This is a genomic window from Streptococcus cristatus (genome assembly GCF_963529205.1).
GTDB lineage: Bacteria > Bacillota > Bacilli > Lactobacillales > Streptococcaceae > Streptococcus > Streptococcus cristatus_O.
The window spans coordinates 1-21,632 of the sequence record NZ_CAURYF010000004.1; the positions used below are offsets into that span (position 1 = coordinate 1).

Annotated in this window: 21 protein-coding genes; 17 read left to right on the forward strand and 4 right to left on the reverse strand. The window is 42.3% G+C overall.

Translation table 11 applies throughout. The annotated features are described in order from the left end of the window. Nucleotides 1-327 precede the first annotated feature (327 nt). From RWS39_RS09535 to ldcB, 4 genes are read left to right on the forward strand one after another with little or no spacing between them, the layout of a single operon-like run. Nucleotides 328-453, forward strand: coding sequence for a hypothetical protein (locus RWS39_RS09535; protein ID WP_390896028.1), 126 nt, complete (start codon nucleotides 328-330; stop codon nucleotides 451-453). Nucleotides 454-489: 36 nt separating this feature from the next. Further along, nucleotides 490-1,458, forward strand: a complete 969-nt coding sequence (locus RWS39_RS01590) for a DUF6574 domain-containing protein (RefSeq protein ID WP_390896025.1) — start codon at nucleotides 490-492, stop codon at nucleotides 1,456-1,458. Nucleotides 1,459-1,476: 18 nt separating this feature from the next. After that, the gene (locus RWS39_RS01595; protein WP_314479741.1) at nucleotides 1,477-3,201 is read left to right on the forward strand and encodes a TcaA second domain-containing protein; all 1,725 of its coding nucleotides are present in this window, start codon (nucleotides 1,477-1,479) and stop codon (nucleotides 3,199-3,201) included. A 9-nt stretch (nucleotides 3,202-3,210) separates the two neighbouring features. Next, a complete protein-coding gene (ldcB, locus tag RWS39_RS01600; RefSeq protein WP_314479743.1) occupies nucleotides 3,211-3,996 on the forward strand; it encodes an LD-carboxypeptidase LdcB/DacB in 786 nt (261 codons plus the stop codon). A 210-nt stretch (nucleotides 3,997-4,206) separates the two neighbouring features. On the opposite strand, the gene RWS39_RS01605 is transcribed toward ldcB, so the two are convergent. Both RWS39_RS01605 and RWS39_RS01610 read right to left on the reverse strand, forming a co-directional pair. Then, the gene (locus RWS39_RS01605) at nucleotides 4,207-5,001 is read right to left on the reverse strand and encodes a peptidylprolyl isomerase (RefSeq protein ID WP_314479745.1); all 795 of its coding nucleotides are present in this window, start codon (nucleotides 4,999-5,001) and stop codon (nucleotides 4,207-4,209) included. Nucleotides 5,002-5,056: 55 nt separating this feature from the next. Beyond that, nucleotides 5,057-5,392: an NUDIX domain-containing protein gene (locus RWS39_RS01610; RefSeq protein WP_390896026.1), complete on the reverse strand. Its 336-nt coding sequence runs from the start codon at nucleotides 5,390-5,392 to the stop codon at nucleotides 5,057-5,059. 543 nt (nucleotides 5,393-5,935) lie between these two features. Here RWS39_RS01610 and RWS39_RS01615 point away from each other — a divergent pair. The 3 genes from RWS39_RS01615 (at nucleotide 5,936) to gloA2 (ending at nucleotide 8,981) form a co-directional block, all read left to right on the forward strand. Beyond that, on the forward strand, nucleotides 5,936-6,118 hold the full coding sequence (locus tag RWS39_RS01615) for a PspC domain-containing protein (protein WP_148887930.1): 183 nt from the start codon (nucleotides 5,936-5,938) through the stop codon (nucleotides 6,116-6,118). A 71-nt stretch (nucleotides 6,119-6,189) separates the two neighbouring features. Next, nucleotides 6,190-8,478 carry a DNA translocase FtsK gene (locus tag RWS39_RS01620; protein WP_314479751.1) on the forward strand — a complete coding sequence of 763 codons (2,289 nt, stop codon included), beginning with the start codon at nucleotides 6,190-6,192 and terminating at the stop codon, nucleotides 8,476-8,478. A 116-nt stretch (nucleotides 8,479-8,594) separates the two neighbouring features. After that, nucleotides 8,595-8,981, forward strand: a complete 387-nt coding sequence (gloA2, locus tag RWS39_RS01625; protein WP_314479753.1) for an SMU1112c/YaeR family gloxylase I-like metalloprotein — start codon at nucleotides 8,595-8,597, stop codon at nucleotides 8,979-8,981. A gap of 106 nt (nucleotides 8,982-9,087) precedes the next feature. Here the strand turns inward: gloA2 and RWS39_RS01630 are convergent, their stop codons facing one another. After that, entirely contained in the window at nucleotides 9,088-9,435 is a 348-nt protein-coding gene (locus RWS39_RS01630) for a DUF3397 domain-containing protein (protein ID WP_125390334.1), read from the reverse strand. A 149-nt stretch (nucleotides 9,436-9,584) separates the two neighbouring features. On the opposite strand from RWS39_RS01630, the gene rplK reads away from it, so the two are divergent. From rplK to RWS39_RS01665, 7 genes are all read left to right on the forward strand, one after another. Next, entirely contained in the window at nucleotides 9,585-10,010 is a 426-nt protein-coding gene (rplK, locus tag RWS39_RS01635; RefSeq protein WP_001085808.1) for a 50S ribosomal protein L11, read from the forward strand. A 97-nt stretch (nucleotides 10,011-10,107) separates the two neighbouring features. Beyond that, nucleotides 10,108-10,797 (forward strand): 50S ribosomal protein L1, encoded by a 690-nt coding sequence (gene rplA, locus RWS39_RS01640; RefSeq protein WP_001085673.1) that lies wholly within the window; start codon nucleotides 10,108-10,110, stop codon nucleotides 10,795-10,797. Between the two features lie 127 nt (nucleotides 10,798-10,924). Further along, nucleotides 10,925-12,376 carry an APC family permease gene (locus RWS39_RS01645; RefSeq protein WP_314479763.1) on the forward strand — a complete coding sequence of 484 codons (1,452 nt, stop codon included), beginning with the start codon at nucleotides 10,925-10,927 and terminating at the stop codon, nucleotides 12,374-12,376. 313 nt (nucleotides 12,377-12,689) lie between these two features. Beyond that, a complete protein-coding gene (locus tag RWS39_RS01650) occupies nucleotides 12,690-13,625 on the forward strand; it encodes a manganese-dependent inorganic pyrophosphatase (RefSeq protein ID WP_314479766.1) in 936 nt (311 codons plus the stop codon). Between the two features lie 87 nt (nucleotides 13,626-13,712). Further along, nucleotides 13,713-14,225, forward strand: coding sequence for a YiiX/YebB-like N1pC/P60 family cysteine hydrolase (locus tag RWS39_RS01655; protein ID WP_314479769.1), 513 nt, complete (start codon nucleotides 13,713-13,715; stop codon nucleotides 14,223-14,225). Then, nucleotides 14,218-14,871, forward strand: coding sequence for a DUF1803 domain-containing protein (locus RWS39_RS01660; protein WP_314479771.1), 654 nt, complete (start codon nucleotides 14,218-14,220; stop codon nucleotides 14,869-14,871). Before RWS39_RS01655 ends, RWS39_RS01660 begins: the two co-directional genes overlap by 8 nt. Before the next feature lie 96 nt (nucleotides 14,872-14,967). Continuing rightward, the gene (locus RWS39_RS01665) at nucleotides 14,968-15,717 is read left to right on the forward strand and encodes a CPBP family intramembrane glutamic endopeptidase (RefSeq protein WP_314479774.1); all 750 of its coding nucleotides are present in this window, start codon (nucleotides 14,968-14,970) and stop codon (nucleotides 15,715-15,717) included. A gap of 311 nt (nucleotides 15,718-16,028) precedes the next feature. Here RWS39_RS01665 and RWS39_RS01670 read toward each other — a convergent pair whose 3' ends face one another. Next, nucleotides 16,029-17,474: a UDP-N-acetylmuramoyl-L-alanyl-D-glutamate--L-lysine ligase gene (locus RWS39_RS01670; RefSeq protein ID WP_314479776.1), complete on the reverse strand. Its 1,446-nt coding sequence runs from the start codon at nucleotides 17,472-17,474 to the stop codon at nucleotides 16,029-16,031. 86 nt (nucleotides 17,475-17,560) lie between these two features. Between RWS39_RS01670 and RWS39_RS01675 the strand changes: the two genes are divergently transcribed. From RWS39_RS01675 to RWS39_RS01685, 3 genes are all read left to right on the forward strand, one after another. Next, on the forward strand, nucleotides 17,561-19,189 hold the full coding sequence (locus tag RWS39_RS01675; protein WP_005589439.1) for a putative polysaccharide biosynthesis protein: 1,629 nt from the start codon (nucleotides 17,561-17,563) through the stop codon (nucleotides 19,187-19,189). A gap of 150 nt (nucleotides 19,190-19,339) precedes the next feature. After that, nucleotides 19,340-20,434, forward strand: coding sequence for a cystathionine gamma-synthase (locus RWS39_RS01680; RefSeq protein WP_314479780.1), 1,095 nt, complete (start codon nucleotides 19,340-19,342; stop codon nucleotides 20,432-20,434). Between the two features lies 1 nt (nucleotide 20,435). Continuing rightward, complete coding sequence (locus RWS39_RS01685; RefSeq protein ID WP_314479784.1) at nucleotides 20,436-21,602, forward strand: MalY/PatB family protein; 1,167 nt, start codon at nucleotides 20,436-20,438, stop codon at nucleotides 21,600-21,602. Nucleotides 21,603-21,632 lie beyond the last annotated feature (30 nt).

The following is a 21,632-nucleotide window of genomic DNA, read 5'->3' on the forward strand; positions in this document are numbered from 1 at the left end:
GAGTACTTGGTTTGGGACCAAGGTGTCGCAGGTTCGAATCCTGTCTTCCCGATATGCTAATTCATAAAAGACAACGGCTATATGCTGTTGTTTTTTATATCTTATGGCTTCTGTTTTTTTGCTTTTCTATAATGTCTCTATAATTTATAAGTTTTCGTAAATTAGATAGTATCCATATAGGATGTGGTCTTTTTACTTTTTGATTAAAGTATTTGGCTTACTTCATATTTTTGGGTGTTTATGCGTGCCTATTGCCTTGATTGAATTTTTACTTAATTTTTTGTATACTAATATGAGGATAATCATTTATGGATGGGAGATTTTTATATGTTAAAGCAAGATTGGCTCGAATATTTTGAAGCTGTGAATGGCCGTTCAGCAACGGATGCGGAAATTACTCAAGCTTTGCTGGCTGGTGAATTTGTTGAACCTGAGGTGACAAGTACGAACTAAGTTGGAAGTGAAACTGGCTCAATCATATCAGACTCAGTGCAAGCACAAGGAGTTACTTCAAACGGTGAATATTATGCTCAGGCGCAAAATGCTTTTCAGGAACAGAACGTGCAAGCCCCGTTTGCTCAGCCAACTGGGCAGCAATATCAAGAGCTTCCTCAGCAACAGCAAAACCTAAATCAATTTGCTAATCAGACACAATCGTTTACTCAGCAGGGCTATCCTTATCAACAGCCAAATGGTGGGCAACCTAACCAGTTTGTTGGTCAGCCTCAATCTTCTAGTCCGCAAGGATTCAATCAGCAACCTTATCAAAACAATCCGCAAGGGCAGTTCAATGCACAGAATTTCCAGCAAGGTCCACAGGCCTACTATAGTCAGCAACAGCCTGTGCAACCAAGTGAATTTTCTAAAACAATGAAAGGTTTCTGGGCTTGGCTTATTTCTGCTTGGAAGTCGCCAACTTCAGAAGTTGAAAGTAGTAAATTAAATGGCTATCTTTCTTTAGGCTTGACTGTTTTCTTTGCAGCTATTGTGGTGAATTATAACTTTTATAATCTTATTTATTCGGTGAGTTTTGGCTTTTATAGTGGCCCGACTTTTAATTTTAGACTGTTAGTGGTCTCACTGATAGCTGTAGCTCTCGTTCTTTTCTCCATTATTTTAGGAGGTTTTGCTGTAAAACGCATGGTCTATAAGGATGAAAGCTTTAGCTTTAATAAGGCATTTGATTGGTATGGCCGGCTCTATGCGATTGTCTTACCTTTTGTAGCTCTTTCTGCTTTATTTAGTTTATTAGGCATTATGTCTGTATCCCTCTTCCTAGCATGGATCGGCTTAGTGTTAATTGGGGTTGGTGCAACCTTTGCTTTGATTTATTCAAAATCTAGCACGTCAATGGATCCTTTTTATAAATATTTACTGGCAATTATTGTCAATGGTGTGATTACATTTATCTTTACTTTCATCGCTTTCTCATTGCTGATGAGTCTTATGATGATGTAATGTTTTAGGAGGTGATTTATGGCAACGAAAGAAAAATGGGTTGAGCTTTTTGAGCAAGTGATTGGCAGAAAGCCAACCGCAGATGAGTTTTTAGAAGGAAAACGTTCTGATTTTGATCCCAGAAAGATTATTTCTATTGCGGCTCCAGCAGGACAAAGTAACGATGGGCCAGCTGAAGAGAAGCAAAGCTCGGTGACTCAGGAACAAAATTTGGAGCAAGAGGAGCCAGCCCTAGAGTTTTTCAAAGAAGAATCTGTTGTGGATTCTCCTAAAGAAGAGAAGCAAGAGATTTCAGAATCGGATCAATACCAAGAGCAACGGGAAAATTGGCTGCAAGCTTTCGAGATGAATATTGGTAGAAAGCCGAATAAAGAGGAATTTTTAGAAGCTAGAAATCAAGGTTTTCTTAATCTGCCTATCCGCTCTGAATTATTGGATTCGGAATTGCCACAGAAAGCAATAAAAAAAGCAGAAAAAAGAATGTCGAAGAAGAAAGCCATGCTGATTGCTTTTCCTCTGATTTTGCTTTCTGTTTTGGTAGCAGCCTTTCTATATCTGAGCTCCGTGACAGGTGTTAAAGTAGTGACGGATGATTTTGCAAAAGCAGTTACGAAAAAGGATTATGATGGAATTGCAAACCTTCTCTCTACGAATTCAGATAAGTGGACACGCGCAGATGCGAGGGCTTTAGTCGAACACTTAGAAAGTCAAGAAATCAATATTGAGACCGAGTTGGACAACATTGCTAAGTCAAAGGGAAAATCAGCCTATATTGATGACAATCAGAATAAACTTTTAGGTGTAACTGAAAAAAGCAAGAAATTTGGGATTTTTCAGGAATATCAAATAGTGGCCTATCCAGTAGAGGTTAAGGTTAACACGAACTTAGACAATGCGAGTATCAAAGCAGGAGATAAGAAAAGCCTTACTTTGAGTAAGAATGCTGAAACGAATATTGGTAAATATCATTTTATCAAGCAGGAATTTACCCTGAAAGGGAAGACGGAAGTCGGAGAGATTGAGAGCAAGATTCAGCTTGATTTGGCAACTGCCAAGAACAATGAAATCAAATTAGATCTTAAATCTGAAAAGAAACGATTAAAGGTGATTATGCCAGCAGAAGCTGCAAATGCAACGGATCTTAAAATTGTTGTAAATAGCAAGGAAATTGGTGGTGGCTTGGAAACAGATATTCAAGTCGTACCACATCAAGAACTGGAAGTTTATGCTAAATTTGTTGTTGCTGATAACACTTTTGTAACCAACAAGGAAAGTATTGTTGTCAAGGGAGACACGCTTGATGTTGCTTTATCTTTACCTAAAGAAGTGACAGATAAGATCAAAGAAAAGGACGAAGAAGCTAAAAAGGTAGAAGCTAACAAGGCAAAAATCACCAATTTCCTTAGCGAATATCGCACGGCTGTTTTCAGATCGGTCTCTAATCGTTCTAATTATTATGCTCAATATTATGACACTTCTAGTCCAGCATACAAAGAGATGGTTGAGTGGACTACAGGTGGTGGTGTCAAGAAGGCGAAAATTGATTATTACGATCCAGGATCTTTGGATATCCGTGAAGTGAGAGAGGAGAACGGGTCCTATATTGTGACAACTTATGAAGACTATACAGTTCACTATATTGATAGTACTCCAAATAGTGTCAATCGAAAAAATAAAACTTACTATTTGAAGCCGACCGGAAATTCCTTTGCAATCTACAATATTGAAGTTTCAGAAAGTTAGTGGGATACAATGAAATCTAATAAATTTATTTTTCTAGCAGTTTCAGTCTTGGTTTTAGGGGCTTGCTCAGCTACTAAAGACAATACTGAAAGCAGTACAAACAAGCAGGCAAATAGCTCAAAGGTATCTGTGGAGAAGAAAGAGGCTGAAAAAGACCAAACATCTAGCCAAGATACCAGAAGTGAGTCGTCGGATGGCACGGAGTCTAAGAAGGAGCAAAAGCAGGAAGTAACTGTCGATAAAAATGTTTCTTACAATGGGAGCTACTATAGTGTTCAAGGAAAATATGACGAAATTGTCATTGCCAATAAGCACTATCCCTTATCAGCTGACTACAATCCAGGTGAGGATCCGACTGCTAAAGCAGAATTACTTAGGTTAATCGCAGATATGCAGTCCAAAGGTTATCCTATCAGCAACCAATACAGCGGCTTTCGTAGCTATCAAACTCAAGTCGGCCTTTATCAGAGTTATGCTAATCGAGATGGGCAAGCCGCAGCTGATCACTACTCAGCAAGACCGGGCTACAGTGAGCACCAAACTGGCTTAGCTTTTGATTTGATTGATAATAGAGGTAATCTAGTTGAAGAAGCTGGGGCTAGTCAGTGGCTCTTGGACAATGCCTACAAATATGGTTTTGTAGTGCGCTACCCTGTTGGCAAAGAGGCTTCTACTGGCTATATGCCAGAAAGTTGGCATTTGCGCTATGTAGGAAAAGAGGCTAAAGAAATCTCTGAATCTGGCCTCACATTGGAGGAATATTATCACTTTACAGGTGGTAATTATGTCCAGTAAAATCTAATTGCAGACTCAGCATCTACTCTATTCTCAAAAGTTAGAAGCTACATACCTAATTTTAAAAGTGGAATTGAGATATGCTGTTTCTGTTGTATGATTAGAAAATGCAATAGTAAAACCAGTCCTCGTTTTTGGGGACTGGTTTTTTGTTTTGTTGATGCTAAGGCATAACTCATAAGATGATCAGAACTCGAGTTAACTCTGGTTCTATTCTTTTATAATTTCAATCTTTTCGATTTTGATATCTGTTTTGGGCTTGTCTTTATCACCAGTTTCTGTGGCAGCGATTTTATCTACTACGTCCATGCCTTCAATGACTTGACCAAAGACAGTATAGCCGCCGTCAAGACTTGGGTTTCCGCCGTTTTTGTAAGCTTCAATGATTTTAGCTGGGAAGGTGTCGGTCGGTAATTGTTTAGATAAGTCTTTCTTGCTTTGGTTGATGAAAAATTGACTACCGTTGGTGTCTTTTCCAGCATTGGCCATGGCTAATGCACCGCGCAAGTTGTAGAGGTAAGGGGAATATTCATTCTTGAAGCCATTTCCTGAGTCGATAGACTTATTTTTGCCTTTCCAGATGGATTCGCCGCCCGTGCCATTTCCTTTAGGATCGCCAGTCTGAATCATGAAATCATTGATAACGCGGTGGAAAATCACCCCATCATAATAGCCTTCCTTGGCATGTGTCAGAAAATTTTCGACCGCTAAAGGAGCGTATTTGGGAAATAACTTGAGACGAATATCTCCTTGGGTTGTGATAATCTTGACTTCAGCCTCGTCTTCGGCAACTTCTGTAGATAGCTGCGGGAAGTTGGCATTTTCATTGGTCATAGCATCCTTGTATTGTTCACGGAGTTTTTGAGCTTCAGCTGCCTCAGAGCTGGTATCGGTAGCAGAAGCCTGCTTAGGAGCGCTGGAGGACTTGGTGGTAGAATCTTCTTTAGTGGAGCAGCCTGTCAGAGCAAGTGCAGATAAAAGACTAAAAAGAATGATTTTTTTCATAAATAACCTTTCTATGCGTAAGTTTATGAACTATTGCTATTTTACTATAAGTGCCTTAGTTTTTCAAACTTTCCTGCGTCAGAAATTCCAATAGTAGCGATTTAAGGATTTCTGGACGTAGATTGTAGTTGTAAAGTTCTTGCAAGCTGACCCATTCGGGCTGGTAAATGTTTTGGAGACTACTGCGCTCAAGCTCCTCGCCTTGTATGCGGGGAGTCTCGGCCGTACATAGTTCAGCGTAAAAATAATACTCCTGTCTGCCCTGATTATTAAGGGAAAAAGCTGTGCGCAGCTGATCGACAGAAAAGCTAAGATTGACTTCTTCTTTCATTTCCCGTAAGGCAGCCTCTAAAGCCTTCTCTCCAGGCTCGATAGTCCCACCGGGAATCACGAAATACTCTTATCCTTCCTTCCAGCGGTGAATAAGCAAAATCTTGTCCAAGAAAGGATTGTAGACAATCACACCTGCTCGCATACTATTCTCCTTTCCGATGCTTTTCTTCTACTTAGTCTAGCAAAAATAACTAAGGATTACCAATCTCAAACTATGACAACATTTTCTTGAAAATTTTGCTTACGAGACAAAGATATTTATGCTAGCATGAATCTTATTCATCAGAAATGGAGTGCTTATGCTTAGAAATGTTATGGTTTGCTTTTTAATGGTGTATTCTTGTCAATGGAAAGCTATTTAGGAGCTTGGGCAACAAACTTTGTAATGGCAGTCCCCCTCAACTTCCTCTTGGTTGGTCCGCTCTCGCCTTTTATACTAGGGCGTATCCAGAAACCTTTCCCTAATTAAGAAAAAGTCAAAGATTTTGAAGATGATGATGAAGTTCCGACAATTATTTGAGGAAAAATTATGGTAAAATAAGATAAGAATGAATGGTTTCGTTTGATAAAAATTTGTCGTTCGTTTGAAGGGAGTTTGATTATGGCAAGACGTTTAACAAGAAGTGCTGATGATAAAATCATTGCGGGAGTTTGCTCCGGCTTGGCTCGGTATTTTAATATAGATCCGGTCATTATCCGTGTTATCTGGGGAGTTTCCTTTTTTGCTTATGGGATTGGACTTCTTCCCTACCTCATTTTCTGGGTGATTTTGCCAGAAGAATAAAGCAGAAACTAGTTGCAAAAGGCAGCTAGTTTTCTCTTTAGAAGATCTTAAAATATGGTATAATGAAAGTTATGGCAAATAAGAAAAATACAAAAAACAGTCGGACTACGAGACGGCCGACAAAAGCGGAATTAGAAAGACAAAAAGCGATTCGACGAATGATAGTCACCTTTGTTTTGGCTATCGCTTTGTTGTTTGCTGCTTTAAAGCTGGGAGCTTTTGGAGTCACCATTTATAACTTAATTCGGGTTCTAGTAGGGAGTCTGGCTTATGTGGCGATTCTAGCTGCTTTGTTTTATCTCTTTTTCTTTAAGTGGCTGCATAAACATGAAGGAAAGATTTCAGGCTTCATCAGCTTTTTCTTAGGACTAAGCTTAATCTTTCAAGCCTATTTTGTTCATGTTTTGCATCTGAAAGGGCAGGTTTTATCCACAACGCTTACGCGAGTCCTGACAGATTTGATGGCCTTTAAAGTGACCTCATTTGCTGGTGGAGGGCTGATTGGGGCGGCTCTTTATGCTCCGATTTCTTTTCTCTTTTCAAATATCGGCTCTTACTTTATCGGGCTGCTCCTAATTTTGCTGGGAGCCCTGCTCATGAGTCCATGGTCGCTTTATGATCTTGCTGAGAAATTTAGCGTGGCTTTCCAAAACTGGAGGGAAAAAGAGGAAGAAAAACGTCAGCTTCGTTTTCTTGAGCAGGAGGAGAAAGCTGCACAGGCAGCTATGCAAGCTATTGAGGTAGAGCAGGCAGAAGCTGAAGTAGATCCTGAAACTGGAGAGATTTTAGATGACGAGGATTTGTCCTATTCGCCTATGGACTTTGACGAGGCAGATTATGTTGACGAGGGAGACTATGAACCGCTAGACTTTGGCCGAGAAGAGGAAATAGAAGAAGCAGAGGCGGACGTAGAGGTAGATTTTACGACCAAAGAAAGTCTAGACTATAAATTACCGACCATCAATCTCTTTGCGCCTGATAAGCCCAAAAATCAGTCTAAAGAAAAGCGGATTGTCCGAGAAAACATCAAGATTTTGGAAGAAACATTTGCTAGCTTTGGGATTAAGGTTACTGTTGAGCGAGCTGAAATCGGGCCTTCTGTCACCAAGTACGAGGTTAAGCCAGCCGTCGGCGTTCGGGTCAATCGGATCTCCAATCTGGCGGATGACTTGGCTCTCGCTCTAGCTGCCAAGGATGTGCGAATTGAGGCACCAATTCCTGGGAAGTCTCTTGTCGGGATCGAAGTGCCCAATTCTGAAGTTGCGACCGTGACTTTCCGAGAACTCTGGGACCAGTCCAAGACGGATGCCAGCAAGCTCTTAGAAATTCCGCTCGGTAAGGCTGTCAACGGATCTGTCCGCTCCTTTGACTTGGCTAAAATGCCCCATCTCTTGGTAGCGGGCTCTACTGGTTCTGGAAAATCTGTGGCCGTCAACGGTATTATTGCCAGCATTCTCATGAAGGCCAGACCGGATGAAGTCAAGTTTATGATGGTGGATCCTAAGATGGTGGAGCTGTCCGTTTATAATGACATTCCCCACTTGCTTATCCCAGTCGTAACCAATCCTCGCAAGGCCAGCCGCGCCCTCCAGAAGGTTGTAGACGAGATGGAAAACCGCTATGAACTCTTCTCCAAGGTCGGTGCCCGTAATATTGCCGGCTACAATGCTAAAGTAGCTGAGTACAATGCTCAGTCAGAATATAAGCAGATTCCCTTGCCTCTAATCGTCGTCATCGTGGACGAGCTGGCAGACCTTATGATGGTGGCCAGCAAGGAAGTGGAAGACGCTATTATTCGTTTGGGACAAAAAGCGCGTGCGGCTGGGATTCACATGATTCTGGCTACCCAGCGGCCATCTGTAGATGTTATCTCGGGCTTGATTAAGGCCAATGTACCCTCTCGGATTGCCTTTGCTGTATCCAGTGGGACAGACAGTCGGACCATTCTGGATGAAAATGGAGCAGAAAAGCTCTTGGGTCGTGGGGATATGCTCTTTAAGCCTATTGATGAAAACCATCCGGTTCGTTTGCAGGGCTCCTTTATCTCGGATGAAGATGTGGAGCGAATCGTAGCTTTTGTCAAGAATCAAGCTGAAGCTGACTATGATGATAATTTTGATCCTGGCGAAGTCTCTGAAAGTGATTTGGATGCTGGCGGAGGCGACGATGAAGGCGATCCTCTCTTTGAGGAAGCTAAGGCCTTGGTCATTGAGACACAGAAAGCTAGCGCTTCGATGATCCAGCGGAGACTCTCTGTCGGCTTTAACCGCGCCACCCGTCTTATGGAAGAACTGGAAGCAGCAGGCGTTATTGGACCAGCCGAAGGAACGAAGCCGAGAAAAGTGTTGCAGACAAGTTAAACGTTTTCCCGAGCAGTTGGTTAACAAGAATAATGTCCTGTAAATAAAAATCTGCCAGCAGTTAGCCGGCAGATTTTCTCTACTGAAGAATGAAAGGAAAAAGTAAGGAAAAAGTTATGAAACTAGATAGCATTCACCATATTGCGATTATTGGCCATGATTATGCCAAGACCAGGGATTTTTATGTGGAAAAGCTGGGCTTTGAACAGCTGGATGAGCACCACCGGCCAGACAAACAGGACATTCTCTTTAATGTCCGCAAGGGAAATCTGACGCTGGAAATTTTCATCAAGGAAGAAGCTCCCAAGCGGCCAGCCTTGCCAGCTCCAGAGAATACTGGTCTGCGGCATCTAGCCTTCCGAGTAACAAATGTTGAAGAAACACTAGCGGAATTTGATCGTTTGGAGATTCCCCATACTGAGCTGCGCTATGACGACTTTGATGGTCGTAAGATGGCTTTCTTCTTTGATCCCGATGGCCTGCCTCTGGAGATTCACGAATAAGACTAAGAGAATCGGAAGATATTTGTTTCTCAGTAAAAACATGACTTGTAAGTTCCGCATACGAAAACCCCATCGGCTATAACCAATGGGGGCGTGTCTTACGTTGTTACAAAAAGAGAGCGATGACCATGGCTAGGTACATAAAGAAGGTCAAGATAAAACCAGCCCGCCAGAAGAATTTAAAGAACTTGGGATAATAGAAAGTCCGTTTTTTCCTGAGAAAATAAGCTGTGATGGCGATAGCTAGGCCAGACAAGACGAATAATAGGTGGGGTAACAGACTATGATAGAAGGCCTTGTCTGAAATGATATACAACTCTATAGCAAAAAAAGGGAAAGCCAAATCTGCAAAATTCAAGCCAAATTTTCTTAGCCTGAAGACCTTCACCGCGATAATCGATAAGATAAGTGTTAAAAAAATAAATAATACAGAAGCAATTTTTAATAATACCATGTAACCATTTTACCATAAAAATAAGAAAATATAAGAATTTTTCTTGCATTTTGAAAAGATTAGTGTATAATAGAAAAGTGTGCAAAAAGCATACTTGTGGGAGGTAAAAATCTTTATTTACCGCCAAAACCACAAAGGAGGATTTAAAAATGGCTAAAAAAGTCGAAAAACTTGTAAAATTGCAAATCCCTGCTGGTAAAGCTACTCCAGCTCCACCAGTTGGACCTGCGCTTGGTCAAGCCGGTATCAACATCATGGGATTCACTAAAGAGTTCAACGCTCGTACAGCTGACCAAGCTGGTATGATCATTCCAGTTGTTATCTCAGTATACGAAGACAAATCATTTACTTTCGTTACAAAAACACCACCAGCTGCTGTTCTTTTGAAAAAAGCTGCAGGTGTTGAAAAAGGATCAGGTACACCTAACAAAACGAAAGTTGCTACAGTTACTCGTGCACAAGTACAAGAAATTGCAGAAACTAAGATGCCAGATTTGAACGCAGCAAACATTGAGTCTGCAATGCGTATGATCGAAGGTACTGCTCGTTCTATGGGATTCACTGTTGTTGACTAATCAATAACACCCCCAATATAACCCGCAAGACTTCATCATTTCGAGAAGTGACGTGGGAGATGAAAATCGATTGAACCACTTACAAGGAGAATAGAAAATGGCTAAAAAAAGCAAACAACTTCGTGCTGCTCTTGAAAAAATCGACAGCACAAAAGCATACAGCGTAGAAGAAGCTGTAGCACTTGCAAAAGAAACTAACTTTGCAAAATTTGACGCAACTGTAGAAGTTGCTTACAACTTGAACATCGACGTTAAAAAAGCTGACCAACAAATCCGTGGCGCAATGGTATTGCCAAACGGTACTGGTAAGACAGCTCGCGTTCTTGTTTTCGCACGTGGTGCAAAAGCAGAAGAAGCAAAAGCTGCTGGTGCAGACTTCGTTGGTGAAGATGACCTTGTTGCTAAAATCAACGACGGTTGGTTGGACTTCGATGTAGTTATCGCTACACCTGACATGATGGCTCTTGTTGGACGTCTTGGACGTGTCCTTGGACCACGTAACTTGATGCCAAACCCTAAAACTGGTACTGTAACAATGGATGTTGCTAAAGCAGTTGAAGAGTCTAAAGGTGGTAAAATCACTTACCGTGCTGACCGTGCAGGTAACGTTCAAGCAATCATCGGTAAAGTATCATTTGAAGCTGAAAAATTGGTTGAAAACTTCAAAGCTTTCAACGAAACAATCCAAAAAGCAAAACCAGCTACAGCTAAAGGAACTTACGTAACAAACTTGACTATCACAACTACTCAAGGTGTTGGTATCAAGGTTGATGTGAACTCACTTTAAGAATTGAACTTGAGCTACCTAGGGTAGCTCTTTTTTTGGACAAAATATGCTGAAGACGGTTACAAAAATGTAAAAACATGGTATAATTTTATGGAACTATTTATTTTATATTCAAAGGAGATGAATGATGAAAAAAGATCAGAACCAGCTGACTTGGCTGATGGTGTCCCTGATTGCCTTTAATATGGTTTGGGGTCTGGGAAATGTGGTCAACAACTACTCCCAACAGGGGATTTCAGTCGTTGTTTCTTGGATTCTTATCCTGGCCATTTACTTTATTCCCTATGCCCTCATCGTGGGACAGTTAGGCTCGACTTTTAAGGAAAGCGGAGGTGGTGTCAGCGACTGGGTGGAGAAGACTTCTACCAAGCGCTTGGCTTATTTTGCGGCTTGGACTTACTGGGTGGTGCATATTCCCTACTTGGCTCAAAAACCACAGGGAGTTCTGATTCCTTTAGGTTGGGCTATCCAAGGCAATGGCGATTTTTTGAGCAGCTTGGATTTCCATTGGATTGTTATTCTTAGCTTGCTGATTTTCGGTGCCTTCCTCTACTTGTCTACAAAGGGGCTGTCTACACTTAAGGTGATTGGAGGCTTGGCTGGAAGTGCCATGTTGATTATGTCCTTCCTCTTTGTTCTCTTAGCGGTTGGCGCGCCTTTTATCAAGCCGGACATGCAGTTTGCAACGGCTAATATGGACAAGCTCAGCACCTATATTCCTAATTTTGATTTTTCATATTTTACGACTATCTCGCTCTTGGTCTTTGCAGTCGGTGGGGCTGAGAAAATCTCGCCTTACGTTAACCAAACCCGCAATCCAGCTAAGGAATTTCCAAAAGGGATGATCATCATGGCCATCATGGTTGGTGCCTCTGCTATCCTAGGATCTCTGGCTATGGGTATGCTCTTTGACGGTAGCAATATTCCTGAAGATTTGATGCGTAACGGTGCTTATCAAGCCTTCCAAATGCTGGGTAATTACTGGGGTGTAGGTAATGTGCTAGTCGTTATCTATGCCCTGACCAATATGGTCGGACAGATTGCGGCCTTGGCCTTCTCTATTGATGCTCCTCTACAAATCTTGCTTAATAATGCTGATGAGGAATTTGTTCCAAGCTGGCTACGCAAGCGGACATCAAAAGGTGTACTGATTAACGGTTATATCCTAACAGGGATTTTGGTAAGTTTCCTGATTGTCCTACCAATCTTTGGAATCAAGGAAATTGACGGTCTAGTTAAATGGATGACCAATCTTAACTCTATCGTTATGCCCATGCGTTATCTCTGGGTATTTGTGGCTTATATGTTACTCAATAAAGCTTGGAAGAAGTACAAGGATGCAGAGTACAAGTTTACTAAAAATCCAAAAGTCGGCTTTGCTATTGGAGCTTGGTGCTTCCTCTTCACAGCCTTTGCTTGTATTTTAGGTATGGTTCCTAAGGTAGACTATGCGGTTGATCCAGCTGGTTGGCGCTTCTCTCTGATGACAAATATCTTGACGCCGATTGTCTTGATTAGCTTAGGCGTCATCTTACCTCTCTTGGCTAAGCGGGAGAAAAGACAGTCGCTTAAGCAATAGAGACAATTGCCCATATTCTTAAATTGATAAAATTTCCAGTCCTATCTTATGATAGGGCTGATTTTTATAAAAAACTTCTTGTTCTTTCACAGGAAATAAAAATGATAAGGTAAGTATTTCTTCTGGGGACTTTCATCAGAGATGGTACTTGTATCGACGGTTAAGGTTGGATGATTATTTTGAAGGTTCAGCTTAGCCCTCTATTGCAAAGCTACAATTTTTCTCAAGAAAATATCCTTCTCCTTTTGTGAAATACCTATAATTATGGTAAAATAAGTGGAATAAATATTATTAAAAACAAAGAGGTATTATCATGTCTAAGATTCTAGTATTTGGTCACCAAAATCCAGACTCAGATGCCATCGGGTCATCTGTAGCCTTTGCTTACCTTGCAAAAGAGGCTTATGGATTGGACACAGAAGCAGTAGCACTTGGGACTCCTAATGAAGAAACAGCCTTCGTTTTGAACTATTTTGGTGTAGAAGCACCACGCGTGATCACATCTGCTAAAGCAGAAGGTGCAGAGCAAGTCATCTTGACTGACCACAATGAATTCCAACAATCTGTTTCAGATATCGCTGAAGTGGAAGTTTATGGCGTGGTGGACCACCACCGTGTAGCTAACTTTGAAACTGCAAGCCCACTTTACATGCGTTTGGAACCTGTTGGGTCAGCGTCTTCTATCGTTTACCGTATGTTTAAAGAACACGGTGTGGCAGTTCCTAAAGAGCTTGCTGGTTTGATGTTATCTGGTTTGATTTCAGATACACTTCTCTTGAAATCTCCAACGACACACCCAAGTGATAAGGATATTGCTCCTGAGTTGGCTGAGTTAGCCGGTGTGAACTTGGAAGAATACGGTCTTGCTATGCTTAAGGCTGGTACAAACTTGGCTAGCAAGTCTGCGGAAGAATTGATCGATATTGATGCCAAGACTTTTGAACTCAACGGAAACAATGTCCGTGTAGCCCAAGTCAATACTGTTGATATCGCTGAGGTTTTGGAACGCCAAGCAGAAATCGAAGCAGCAATGCAAGCAGCTAATGAAGCAAATGGTTATTCTGACTTTGTTTTGATGATTACAGACATCGTGAATTCAAACTCAGAAATCCTTGCGCTTGGGTCAAACATGGATAAGGTAGAAGCAGCCTTCAACTTTAAACTTGAAAACAACCATGCCTTCTTGGCTGGTGCCGTTTCACGTAAGAAACAAGTCGTGCCTCAGTTGACTGAAAGTTTTAATGCTTAATAGCTTAAATGACAACTAAAAGATAGGAAACACTGGTTTTCCGCACACGTAAAGGAGTTTCGGCTCCTTTTTTGATAGACGAGAGAAATGAAGATTCAAGATTTACAAAATGGTGATCTATTGTTTACAGTTGGGAAATCCGAAATGGCAGCAGCGATTCGGACAGCAACGGGCTCCTATAGCCATGTGGGTATCTTTTTTGATGGTGAGATTTACCATGCGACGCAGGACAAGGGAGTGACCCATCAGCCCTTGAGCCAGTTTTTGGAAGAAGAGGACATCTATCATGTCTTTGCTTATCCAGAGATAGATGCCTCTGCCGCCTTCAAAGAAGCTAAGTCCCATCTTGGAAAGCCTTATAATGCTAGTTTCTATCCTGAGTGCGAGGGATTTTACTGCTCGGAATATATTGCTCAGATTTTGCCGATTTTTGAGACCATTCCCATGCAGTTTGCTGATGGTGAAAATGCTGTTTCTACATTTTGGCAGGCTTATTATGAGGACTTGGGTGTGGCTGTACCATTAGGGCAGCCTGGTACCAATCCCAGTCAGTTGGCTCAGTCAGCCAAGCTCATTTATAAAGGAGAGCTCCATGATTAAAATTATCAATCCGACTCGGCTGACGCGACAGCCTTTATTTGAAAAACTAATCAATTATCTGGATCAGCAGGATGATGTGATTTTAAGAGAAATCAAACGTGAGTTTGCGGGCTTTCCCAATCTAGATCGCTTCATGGAGGAATGTATCAAGGCGGGCTATATTCGGCGGGAAAATAAGCGCTATTATCAGCAGCTTCCACTTTTGGACAATCTAGAAAATCTATCTTTGGATCAGGAAATCTTTATTAGAGATGATAGTCCGATCTATCAGGAATTGTTGAATTTGAGCTTTGAGACTCAGCTTGCTAATCAGACTAATGCGGCTATTCTGCTGGAAAAGACCGATTTTCAGAGAGATAAACTGACCTTGTCCAATTATTTCTATAAAATGCAGCGACAGTATCCGCTGTCTGAGGAGCAGAAGCCTCTTTATGCTATCTTGGGAGATGTGAATCCAGAGTATGCCCTGAAATATATGACGACTTTCCTCCTCAAGTATGTCCGAAAGAATGAGCTCATGCAGAAGCGTCGCGATATTTTTGTTGATAGTCTGGTGATTCTAGGCTATATTCGTCAGAATGAGACCGGCAAGTATGAATTACAGGCCAGCTTTGACAAAGAGCGCCTAGTGTTCCAATTGGACTGATAGTTTTTAGAATGAGGGAAAAATTAGACAGACCCACCTGTCATTTTGCCATATTCTGTGCTATAGTAGTATATAGAATTTGGGAAAGGAATTAGAATGACAATGTTGAAAAAAATCTATCCCGAGCAACCACTGGAGAACCTTAGGTGGTTCGATATGCTGATTTTAGCAATTATTATGTTTGGTCAATTTATTTATTCCTCAACAATAAATTGGCTGACTATGTCCAGCTCTGTAGGACAAGCAATCGTGCCCAGACCAGAGGATGAAAATTTTGCCTTGCTGAGCAATTTGAAATTGCAAGTTTTCCTGCTGGTGTTGGCACTTATCTATCTAGGTATCTGCCATTATGATTTCAAACAGCTGAAACTACGCTTGTCTTGGTCTATTCTTTGGGCGCCCTTGATTTTTGGGGTTGTCGGTCTGACTTCTGATGTAATAGCGGCCTTAGTCGGTTCCTATAATTATTTTGACTTAGAAATCTTGCAGCATATCGACTGGACCTTTGTCGAAGTTTTTCGAAAACTAGCTGCGCTAGGACCTGTCGTCATTCTTTATTCTCTATTCAATGGTGTCTATGAGGAATTCTTTTTCTTAGGCTTGCTCACATCGGTGAAAGAAGAGAGCAAATGGTGGGTTTTAGGCTTTTCAACGCTGGTTCGCTTTTCTGTCCATACCTATCAGGGGCTAGTCTCTGCTTTTCTGATTGGCGTAGTCTTCGGTCTGTTCTATTATTTCTTTTACAAATACAAGGTTAAAAACTTGCTGCCTTTCTTTTTGGCACATGCCTTTGCGGATATGGTGGGTAGCAGCTTGCTCTACGTTTTAGTGATGTGGAATGGATAATAGAGAGTGAGACAGAAATCGGTAATTCGTTAGAATTCGATTTCGTCGTCCCACCTCCGCACAGTTGAGTAGGGCTGTAAAAGCTGATGAAATCAGCGTAGTAGAGCCCACTCAACCACTGCGTCTTGCTCGACAATCCAAAGACAATTGAGGAGGCTGGGACAAAAGTCCGACCTCAAATATAAAAAGCGAACAAAACTAGTTTTCTGGTAATCAGAATTCTGCTTTGTTCGCTTTTCGCATTTAATTATAGATTTGAAGGGCTTAATAATTAAGATTTTTAAAAATTGAAATCTTTTTGTCCCAAACTTTTATATGTATTTCTCTGCAAGTGCATAATCACCGGGATAAGGAACCTTTTGGTCATTGATGATTTGGTAGGCATCAGCTCCCTTGCCAGCTAGAATGACTGCATCGCCTTTAGCACTAGTCAGGCTGAGGGCTTTTTTGATAGCTTCCTCTCGGTCAGCAATCATATCCACTTCAAAGGAGATGTAGCTAGCAATTTCTTTCGCGATAGCAATTGGATCTTCGCGATTTGGATCATCTGCGGTCAAAATAATTTTGATTTCAGGATGCTGGTTGAGTAGGAGACCAAAGTCCTTGCGTCGACTTTCTCCCTTATTGCCAGTAGCTCCTAGTACAAGAACGGTCCGCCCTTTTTGATGTTCTTGTACGACGGACAGCAACTTAGCCAGACTGTCGCCGTTGTGGGCGTAGTCCACGAAAACCTTGGCACCGTTTGACTGGGTCAAGACCTCCATGCGGCCCGGCACTCGTGTCTGGGCAATACCAGCTTGAATATCCTCCAAAGAAGCTCCAAGTCGTAGGCAGGCTAGGCCAGTAGCGATGGCATTTTCTTGATTGAAGCGACCAATCAGCTGGATATCGTAGGCACCAGCCAACTTTCCTTGGGCTTTAAAGGAGAAGGCTTGCGATTCTTGAATACTATTGGCGGAGTCTGCTCCATAGAAGTCGTGGTCGTAGCTAGCCACTTGCTCAGCTAAAACTTGAAAATGATCCATGCCACTATTGACGACAACAGCTCGGCTATTGTCCATCAAGAGTCGCTTGTGGTAGAAGTAGTCTTCAAAAGTCGGATGCTCAATCGGGCCGATATGGTCAGGGCTGATATTGAGGAAGACCCCCACATCAAAGGTTAGGCCGTAGACTCGCTTTTTAAGATAGGCTTGGCTGGAGACTTCCATGATGAGATGGGTACGACCATTGGCTACAGCTTGAGCCATCATCTCAAAGAGGTCTAAGCTCTCAGGAGTGGTCAGGGTTGATTTAAAGAAAGTTTCGCCGTCCAGAGTGGTATTCATAGTAGAAAGCAGGGCTGGTTTGTGGCTTTGTTTTAAAATATTATAAGCGAAATAAGCCGATGTGGTCTTGCCCTTGGTACCAGTGAAGGCCAACAGTTTGAGTTTTTGCTCTGGGTGACCGTAAAATTCCATAGCAATGAGGCTCATGGCTTGTTTAATATCATTGACCAAGAGTACTGGAATGCCGACTTCGAGGTCAGTCTCACTCAGGTAAAAGCCTAGTCCAGCTGCTACAGCCTTCTCTAAAAATTCCCGCTTGAAATGCTCGCCCTTGACAAAAAAGAGGGTTCTACTATCTGCCTTGCGACTATCATAGCTAATCTTGTCAAAGGACAAGCCCTGATAGTTGAAGTGGTAGTCTCCATCAGCGATGATTTCACGAAAATTTTGGTCTTTTTTTAAAATATCTAGTATTGTTTCAATTTTTATCATATCTCTATTGTAAACCGAAAGGCTATGTTTTACAAGAGGCAAGGAAAAGTTTATAATAAAAGAAGAACAAATAGAAGAGGTTTTCTATGAGCCAAGAAACAACAAGCCAGCAGCAGAAAATGCTAAGAGGGACTGCCTGGCTGACTGCTAGTAATTTTATCAGCCGCCTTCTTGGGGCTGTTTATATCATCCCTTGGTACATCTGGATGGGCCAGCATGGGGCGGAAGCGAACGGTCTCTTTACTATGGGGTACAATATCTATGCTTGGTTCCTTTTGGTTTCCACAGCAGGAGTACCGGTAGCTGTTGCCAAGCAAGTTGCTAAGTACAATACGATTGACAAGGAGGAACACAGCTTTGCCCTCATTCGAGAGTTCCTCAAGTTCATGCTGGCCTTGGGACTGATCTTTGCAATCATCATGTACTTGATGGCACCGGTTTTTGCCTCAATGTCTGGTGGCGGGGCTGACCTGATTCCAGTCATGCAGAGTTTGTCTTGGGCCGTGCTCATTTTTCCGTCTATGAGTGTCATTCGGGGATTTTTCCAAGGATTTAATAATCTGAAACCGTATGCGATTAGCCAGATTTCGGAGCAGGTGATTCGGGTTATCTGGATGCTACTGACGGCTTATTTCATTATGAAAATCGGTTCAGGTGACTATGTTGAAGCTGTGACCCAGTCTACTTTTGCTGCCTTTGTCGGGATGCTGGCAAGTATGCTCGTCTTACTTTTCTATCTAGCAAAAACGGGTATGCTGCGCTCTATCCTGAGAAAGCCTAAAAAGTCTGCGGGAATTAGTGGTCGTTCTCTTCTCTGGGATACCATACGAGAAGCCATTCCTTTCATCATTACGGGCTCTGCCATTCAGCTTTTCCAGATCATTGACCAGGCGACCTTTATCAACATTATGACCCAGATTAGCGATTATACAAAATCAGAGCTCCTAGTGCAATTCGCCTACTTCTCAGCTAATCCGAATAAAATCACCATGATTTTAATTGCGGTAGCAACTTCTATCGGTGGTGTCGGGATTCCTCTCTTGACCGAGAATTATGTCAAGGGTGACTTTCGCTCGGCTGCTCGCCTAGTGCAAGATAATCTTAGTATGTTGCTCTTCTTCATCTTTCCGTCAACAGTGGGAGCAGTTATGGTGGCTAGTCCGCTCTATACCGTTTTCTATGGTAAGCCAGATAGTCTAGCACTGGGGCTCTTTATCTGCGCTATGTTGCAGACGATCATTCTCAGCACTTATACAGTTCTGGCTCCGATGATTCAAGCTCTGTTCCAAAACAAGAAAGCCATTCTCTACTTCTTCTATGGAGTTCTTGTCAAGCTTAGTCTGCAGGTGCCGATGATCAATCTCTTCCATGCTTATGGTCCTTTGATTTCAACGACCGTCGGTCTTTTACTGCCAATCTTCTTCATGTTTAGAGAAATTCGCAAGGTTGTTGGTTTGAATCCTAAGAATCTATTGAAGCGCCTGCTGTTGAGTATGATTCTCACAATTGCCATGGTGATCTTGGTTCTGCTTGTCGAGTATCTACTAAGCTTTATCTTCCAGCCAACTAATCGGATGTACAGCTTTATCTATGTCGCTGCCGTTGGAGGAGTCGGAATGCTCGTCTATATCGTACTGTCTCTCAAAGTTCGGCTCATAGACCGTTTTATCGGACAAAAGGCAGATAGTTTACGCCAACGATTAAGAATGAAATAAGAAACGAAGAGTCGTTCAGCGACTCTTTTTTATGGACTGTTACTCTATAGTTTCAGACTATAGCTAGCTCTTGAAAAGAAAAAAGCTCATGATTTTCTTAAGATGTTACAATAGAAAGGTAGAATATTTTAAAAAAAGAGGAACGGTTAAATGGAGAGAGAACGGAAATTAAATACCTTGTTGGCTCAAGCGGGAGTAAAAACAGACACAACAACGGGTGCCTTAACAACACCCCTGCATTTTTCAACGACTTACCAGCACCCAGAGTTTGGCCAGTCCACAGGATATGACTATACTCGAACCAAAAATCCTACACGGGCTAGCTTGGAAGAGACTCTAGCTGCTATCGAAAGTGCAGACTATGCCCTAGCGACTAGCTCTGGTATGTCGGCTATTGTCCTAGCCTTTAGTGCCTTTCCAGTCGGCAGTAAGGTTTTGGCTGTTCGGGATCTTTATGGTGGCTCTTTCCGTTGGTTTGCTCAGGCTGAAACAGAAGGGCGCTTTGTCTTTACCTATGCCAATACGGAAGAAGAACTCCTGAACAAGCTAACGGATGATATAGATATTGTCTATATCGAGACACCGACCAATCCTCTCATGGTAGAGTTTGACATTGCCCGCATTTCCCAAGCGGCTCATGAGCGAGGAGCAGCTGTCATTGTGGACAATACCTTCTACAGTCCTATTTACCAAAGACCGCTGGAGGATGGAGCCGACCTTGTCCTACACTCTGCGACCAAGTATCTGGGCGGGCACAATGATGTCTTGGCTGGAGCTATCATGACCAATGATGCTGCTATTTATGACAAGCTTTTCTATAATCTCAATACAACTGGAGCAGTCCTGTCTCCATTTGATAGCTATCTGCTTTTGCGTGGTCTCAAAACGCTAGCTCTTCGCATGGAGCGCTCTACTCAGAATGCGCAAGAAGTAGTTGCATTTCTGAAGTCATCTCCTGCAGTAAGAGAAGTTCTCTATCCAGGTAAGGGCGGCATGATTTCCTTTAAAGTAGTGGATGAAAGCAAGATTCCTCATCTCTTAAATAGCCTGAAAGTCTTTACCTTTGCGGAAAGTTTGGGTGGAGTAGAGAGCTTGATTACCTATCCAACGACCCAGACTCATGCAGATATTCCTTCTGAAGTGCGTCATTCTTATGGATTGACCGATGATTTGCTGCGCCTGTCGATTGGCATTGAGGACAGTCAGGATTTAGTAGATGATTTACGAGCAGCCTTGGAGGACTAATATGGGAAGTTATAACTTTGAAACAGCGCCCAATCGGATTGGCCAGCATACTTATAAATGGAAAGAGGCGGAGAAAGACAGTCAAGTCCTGCCAGCCTGGATTGCGGACATGGATTTTGAGGTCCTGCCTGAAATCAAGCAAACTGTGCATGATTACGCTGATCAGTTAGTCTATGGCTATACCTATGCTAGTGAGGAGTTGATCAATGCTGTGCTAGCTTGGGAGCGGGATGAGCATGGCTACACATTTGACAAGGAGGCCTTGGTCTTTATCGAGGGAGTTGTTCCTGCTATTTCGACGGCTATCCAAGCCTTTACCAAGGAAGGTGATGCCGTTCTAATCAACACTCCTGTATACCCTCCTTTTGCCCGCAGTGTCAAGCTTAATAATCGTCGGTTGATTACTAATTCCTTAATAGAACAGGACGGTCTTTTTCAGATTGACTTTGAACAGCTGGAGCAGGACATCGTAGACAATGAAGTTAAGATTTACGTGCTTTGTAATCCGCATAATCCTGGCGGTCGAGTTTGGGAAGAGGACGTTTTAGAGAAGATTGGTCGTCTCTGCCAAAAGTACGGCGTTCTCGTGGTTTCAGATGAGATTCACCAAGATTTGACACTGTTTGGACATAAACACCAGTCTTTCAATACTCTTTCACCTGACTTTAAGGACTTTAGCTTGATTTTAGCCAGTGCAACTAAGACTTTTAATATTGCTGGGACCAAGAATTCCTATGCGGTGATTGAGAATCCTAGCTTGCGACAAAAGTTTCAAAAGCGCCAACTGGCCAATAACCAGCATGAAATTTCGGGTCTTGGATTTTTAGCGACGGAAGCTGCCTATCGTCATGGCAAGCCTTGGTTGACAGAGCTCAAGGCTGTCTTAGAGGAAAATATTGATTTTGTAGTCGATTATTTTGCTAAGGAAGCGCCACGTCTGCGGGTCATGAAGCCTCAAGGGACTTATCTGGTTTGGCTGGACTTTTCAGATTATGGACTGACAGATGATCAGCTCTTCCACTTGCTTCGAGAAGAGGCTAAGGTTGTCCTGAATCGGGGAAGTGATTTTGGCCAAGAAGGCAAAGGACATGCTCGTCTCAATACAGCTGCGCCAAAGACTATGATCAAAGAGATTTGTCGAAGGATTACGGAAGTTTTACCAAAATAAAATAAAAATAGCTTTCTTTATTGACAATCT

What these genes read in the sequence shown, in the direction of transcription:
- RWS39_RS01685 (WP_314479784.1), top strand. Translation starts at nt 20,436, where the DNA reads ATGGGAAGTTATAACTTTGAAACAGCGCCCAATCGGATTGGCCAGCAT.
- RWS39_RS01595 (WP_314479741.1), top strand. Translation starts at nt 1,477, where the DNA reads ATGGCAACGAAAGAAAAATGGGTTGAGCTTTTTGAGCAAGTGATTGGC.
- RWS39_RS01665 (WP_314479774.1), top strand. Translation starts at nt 14,968, where the DNA reads ATGACAATGTTGAAAAAAATCTATCCCGAGCAACCACTGGAGAACCTT.
- RWS39_RS01620 (WP_314479751.1), top strand. Translation starts at nt 6,190, where the DNA reads ATGGCAAATAAGAAAAATACAAAAAACAGTCGGACTACGAGACGGCCG.
- rplK (WP_001085808.1), top strand. Translation starts at nt 9,585, where the DNA reads ATGGCTAAAAAAGTCGAAAAACTTGTAAAATTGCAAATCCCTGCTGGT.
- RWS39_RS01680 (WP_314479780.1), top strand. Translation starts at nt 19,340, where the DNA reads ATGGAGAGAGAACGGAAATTAAATACCTTGTTGGCTCAAGCGGGAGTA.
- RWS39_RS01645 (WP_314479763.1), top strand. Translation starts at nt 10,925, where the DNA reads ATGAAAAAAGATCAGAACCAGCTGACTTGGCTGATGGTGTCCCTGATT.
- RWS39_RS01630 (WP_125390334.1), bottom strand. Translation starts at nt 9,435, where the DNA reads ATGGTATTATTAAAAATTGCTTCTGTATTATTTATTTTTTTAACACTT.
- RWS39_RS01660 (WP_314479771.1), top strand. Translation starts at nt 14,218, where the DNA reads ATGATTAAAATTATCAATCCGACTCGGCTGACGCGACAGCCTTTATTT.
- RWS39_RS01605 (WP_314479745.1), bottom strand. Translation starts at nt 5,001, where the DNA reads ATGAAAAAAATCATTCTTTTTAGTCTTTTATCTGCACTTGCTCTGACA.
- RWS39_RS01670 (WP_314479776.1), bottom strand. Translation starts at nt 17,474, where the DNA reads ATGATAAAAATTGAAACAATACTAGATATTTTAAAAAAAGACCAAAAT.
- RWS39_RS09535 (WP_390896028.1), top strand. Translation starts at nt 328, where the DNA reads ATGTTAAAGCAAGATTGGCTCGAATATTTTGAAGCTGTGAATGGCCGT.
- RWS39_RS01650 (WP_314479766.1), top strand. Translation starts at nt 12,690, where the DNA reads ATGTCTAAGATTCTAGTATTTGGTCACCAAAATCCAGACTCAGATGCC.
- RWS39_RS01655 (WP_314479769.1), top strand. Translation starts at nt 13,713, where the DNA reads ATGAAGATTCAAGATTTACAAAATGGTGATCTATTGTTTACAGTTGGG.
- ldcB (WP_314479743.1), top strand. Translation starts at nt 3,211, where the DNA reads ATGAAATCTAATAAATTTATTTTTCTAGCAGTTTCAGTCTTGGTTTTA.
- RWS39_RS01675 (WP_005589439.1), top strand. Translation starts at nt 17,561, where the DNA reads ATGAGCCAAGAAACAACAAGCCAGCAGCAGAAAATGCTAAGAGGGACT.
- rplA (WP_001085673.1), top strand. Translation starts at nt 10,108, where the DNA reads ATGGCTAAAAAAAGCAAACAACTTCGTGCTGCTCTTGAAAAAATCGAC.
- gloA2 (WP_314479753.1), top strand. Translation starts at nt 8,595, where the DNA reads ATGAAACTAGATAGCATTCACCATATTGCGATTATTGGCCATGATTAT.
- RWS39_RS01615 (WP_148887930.1), top strand. Translation starts at nt 5,936, where the DNA reads ATGGCAAGACGTTTAACAAGAAGTGCTGATGATAAAATCATTGCGGGA.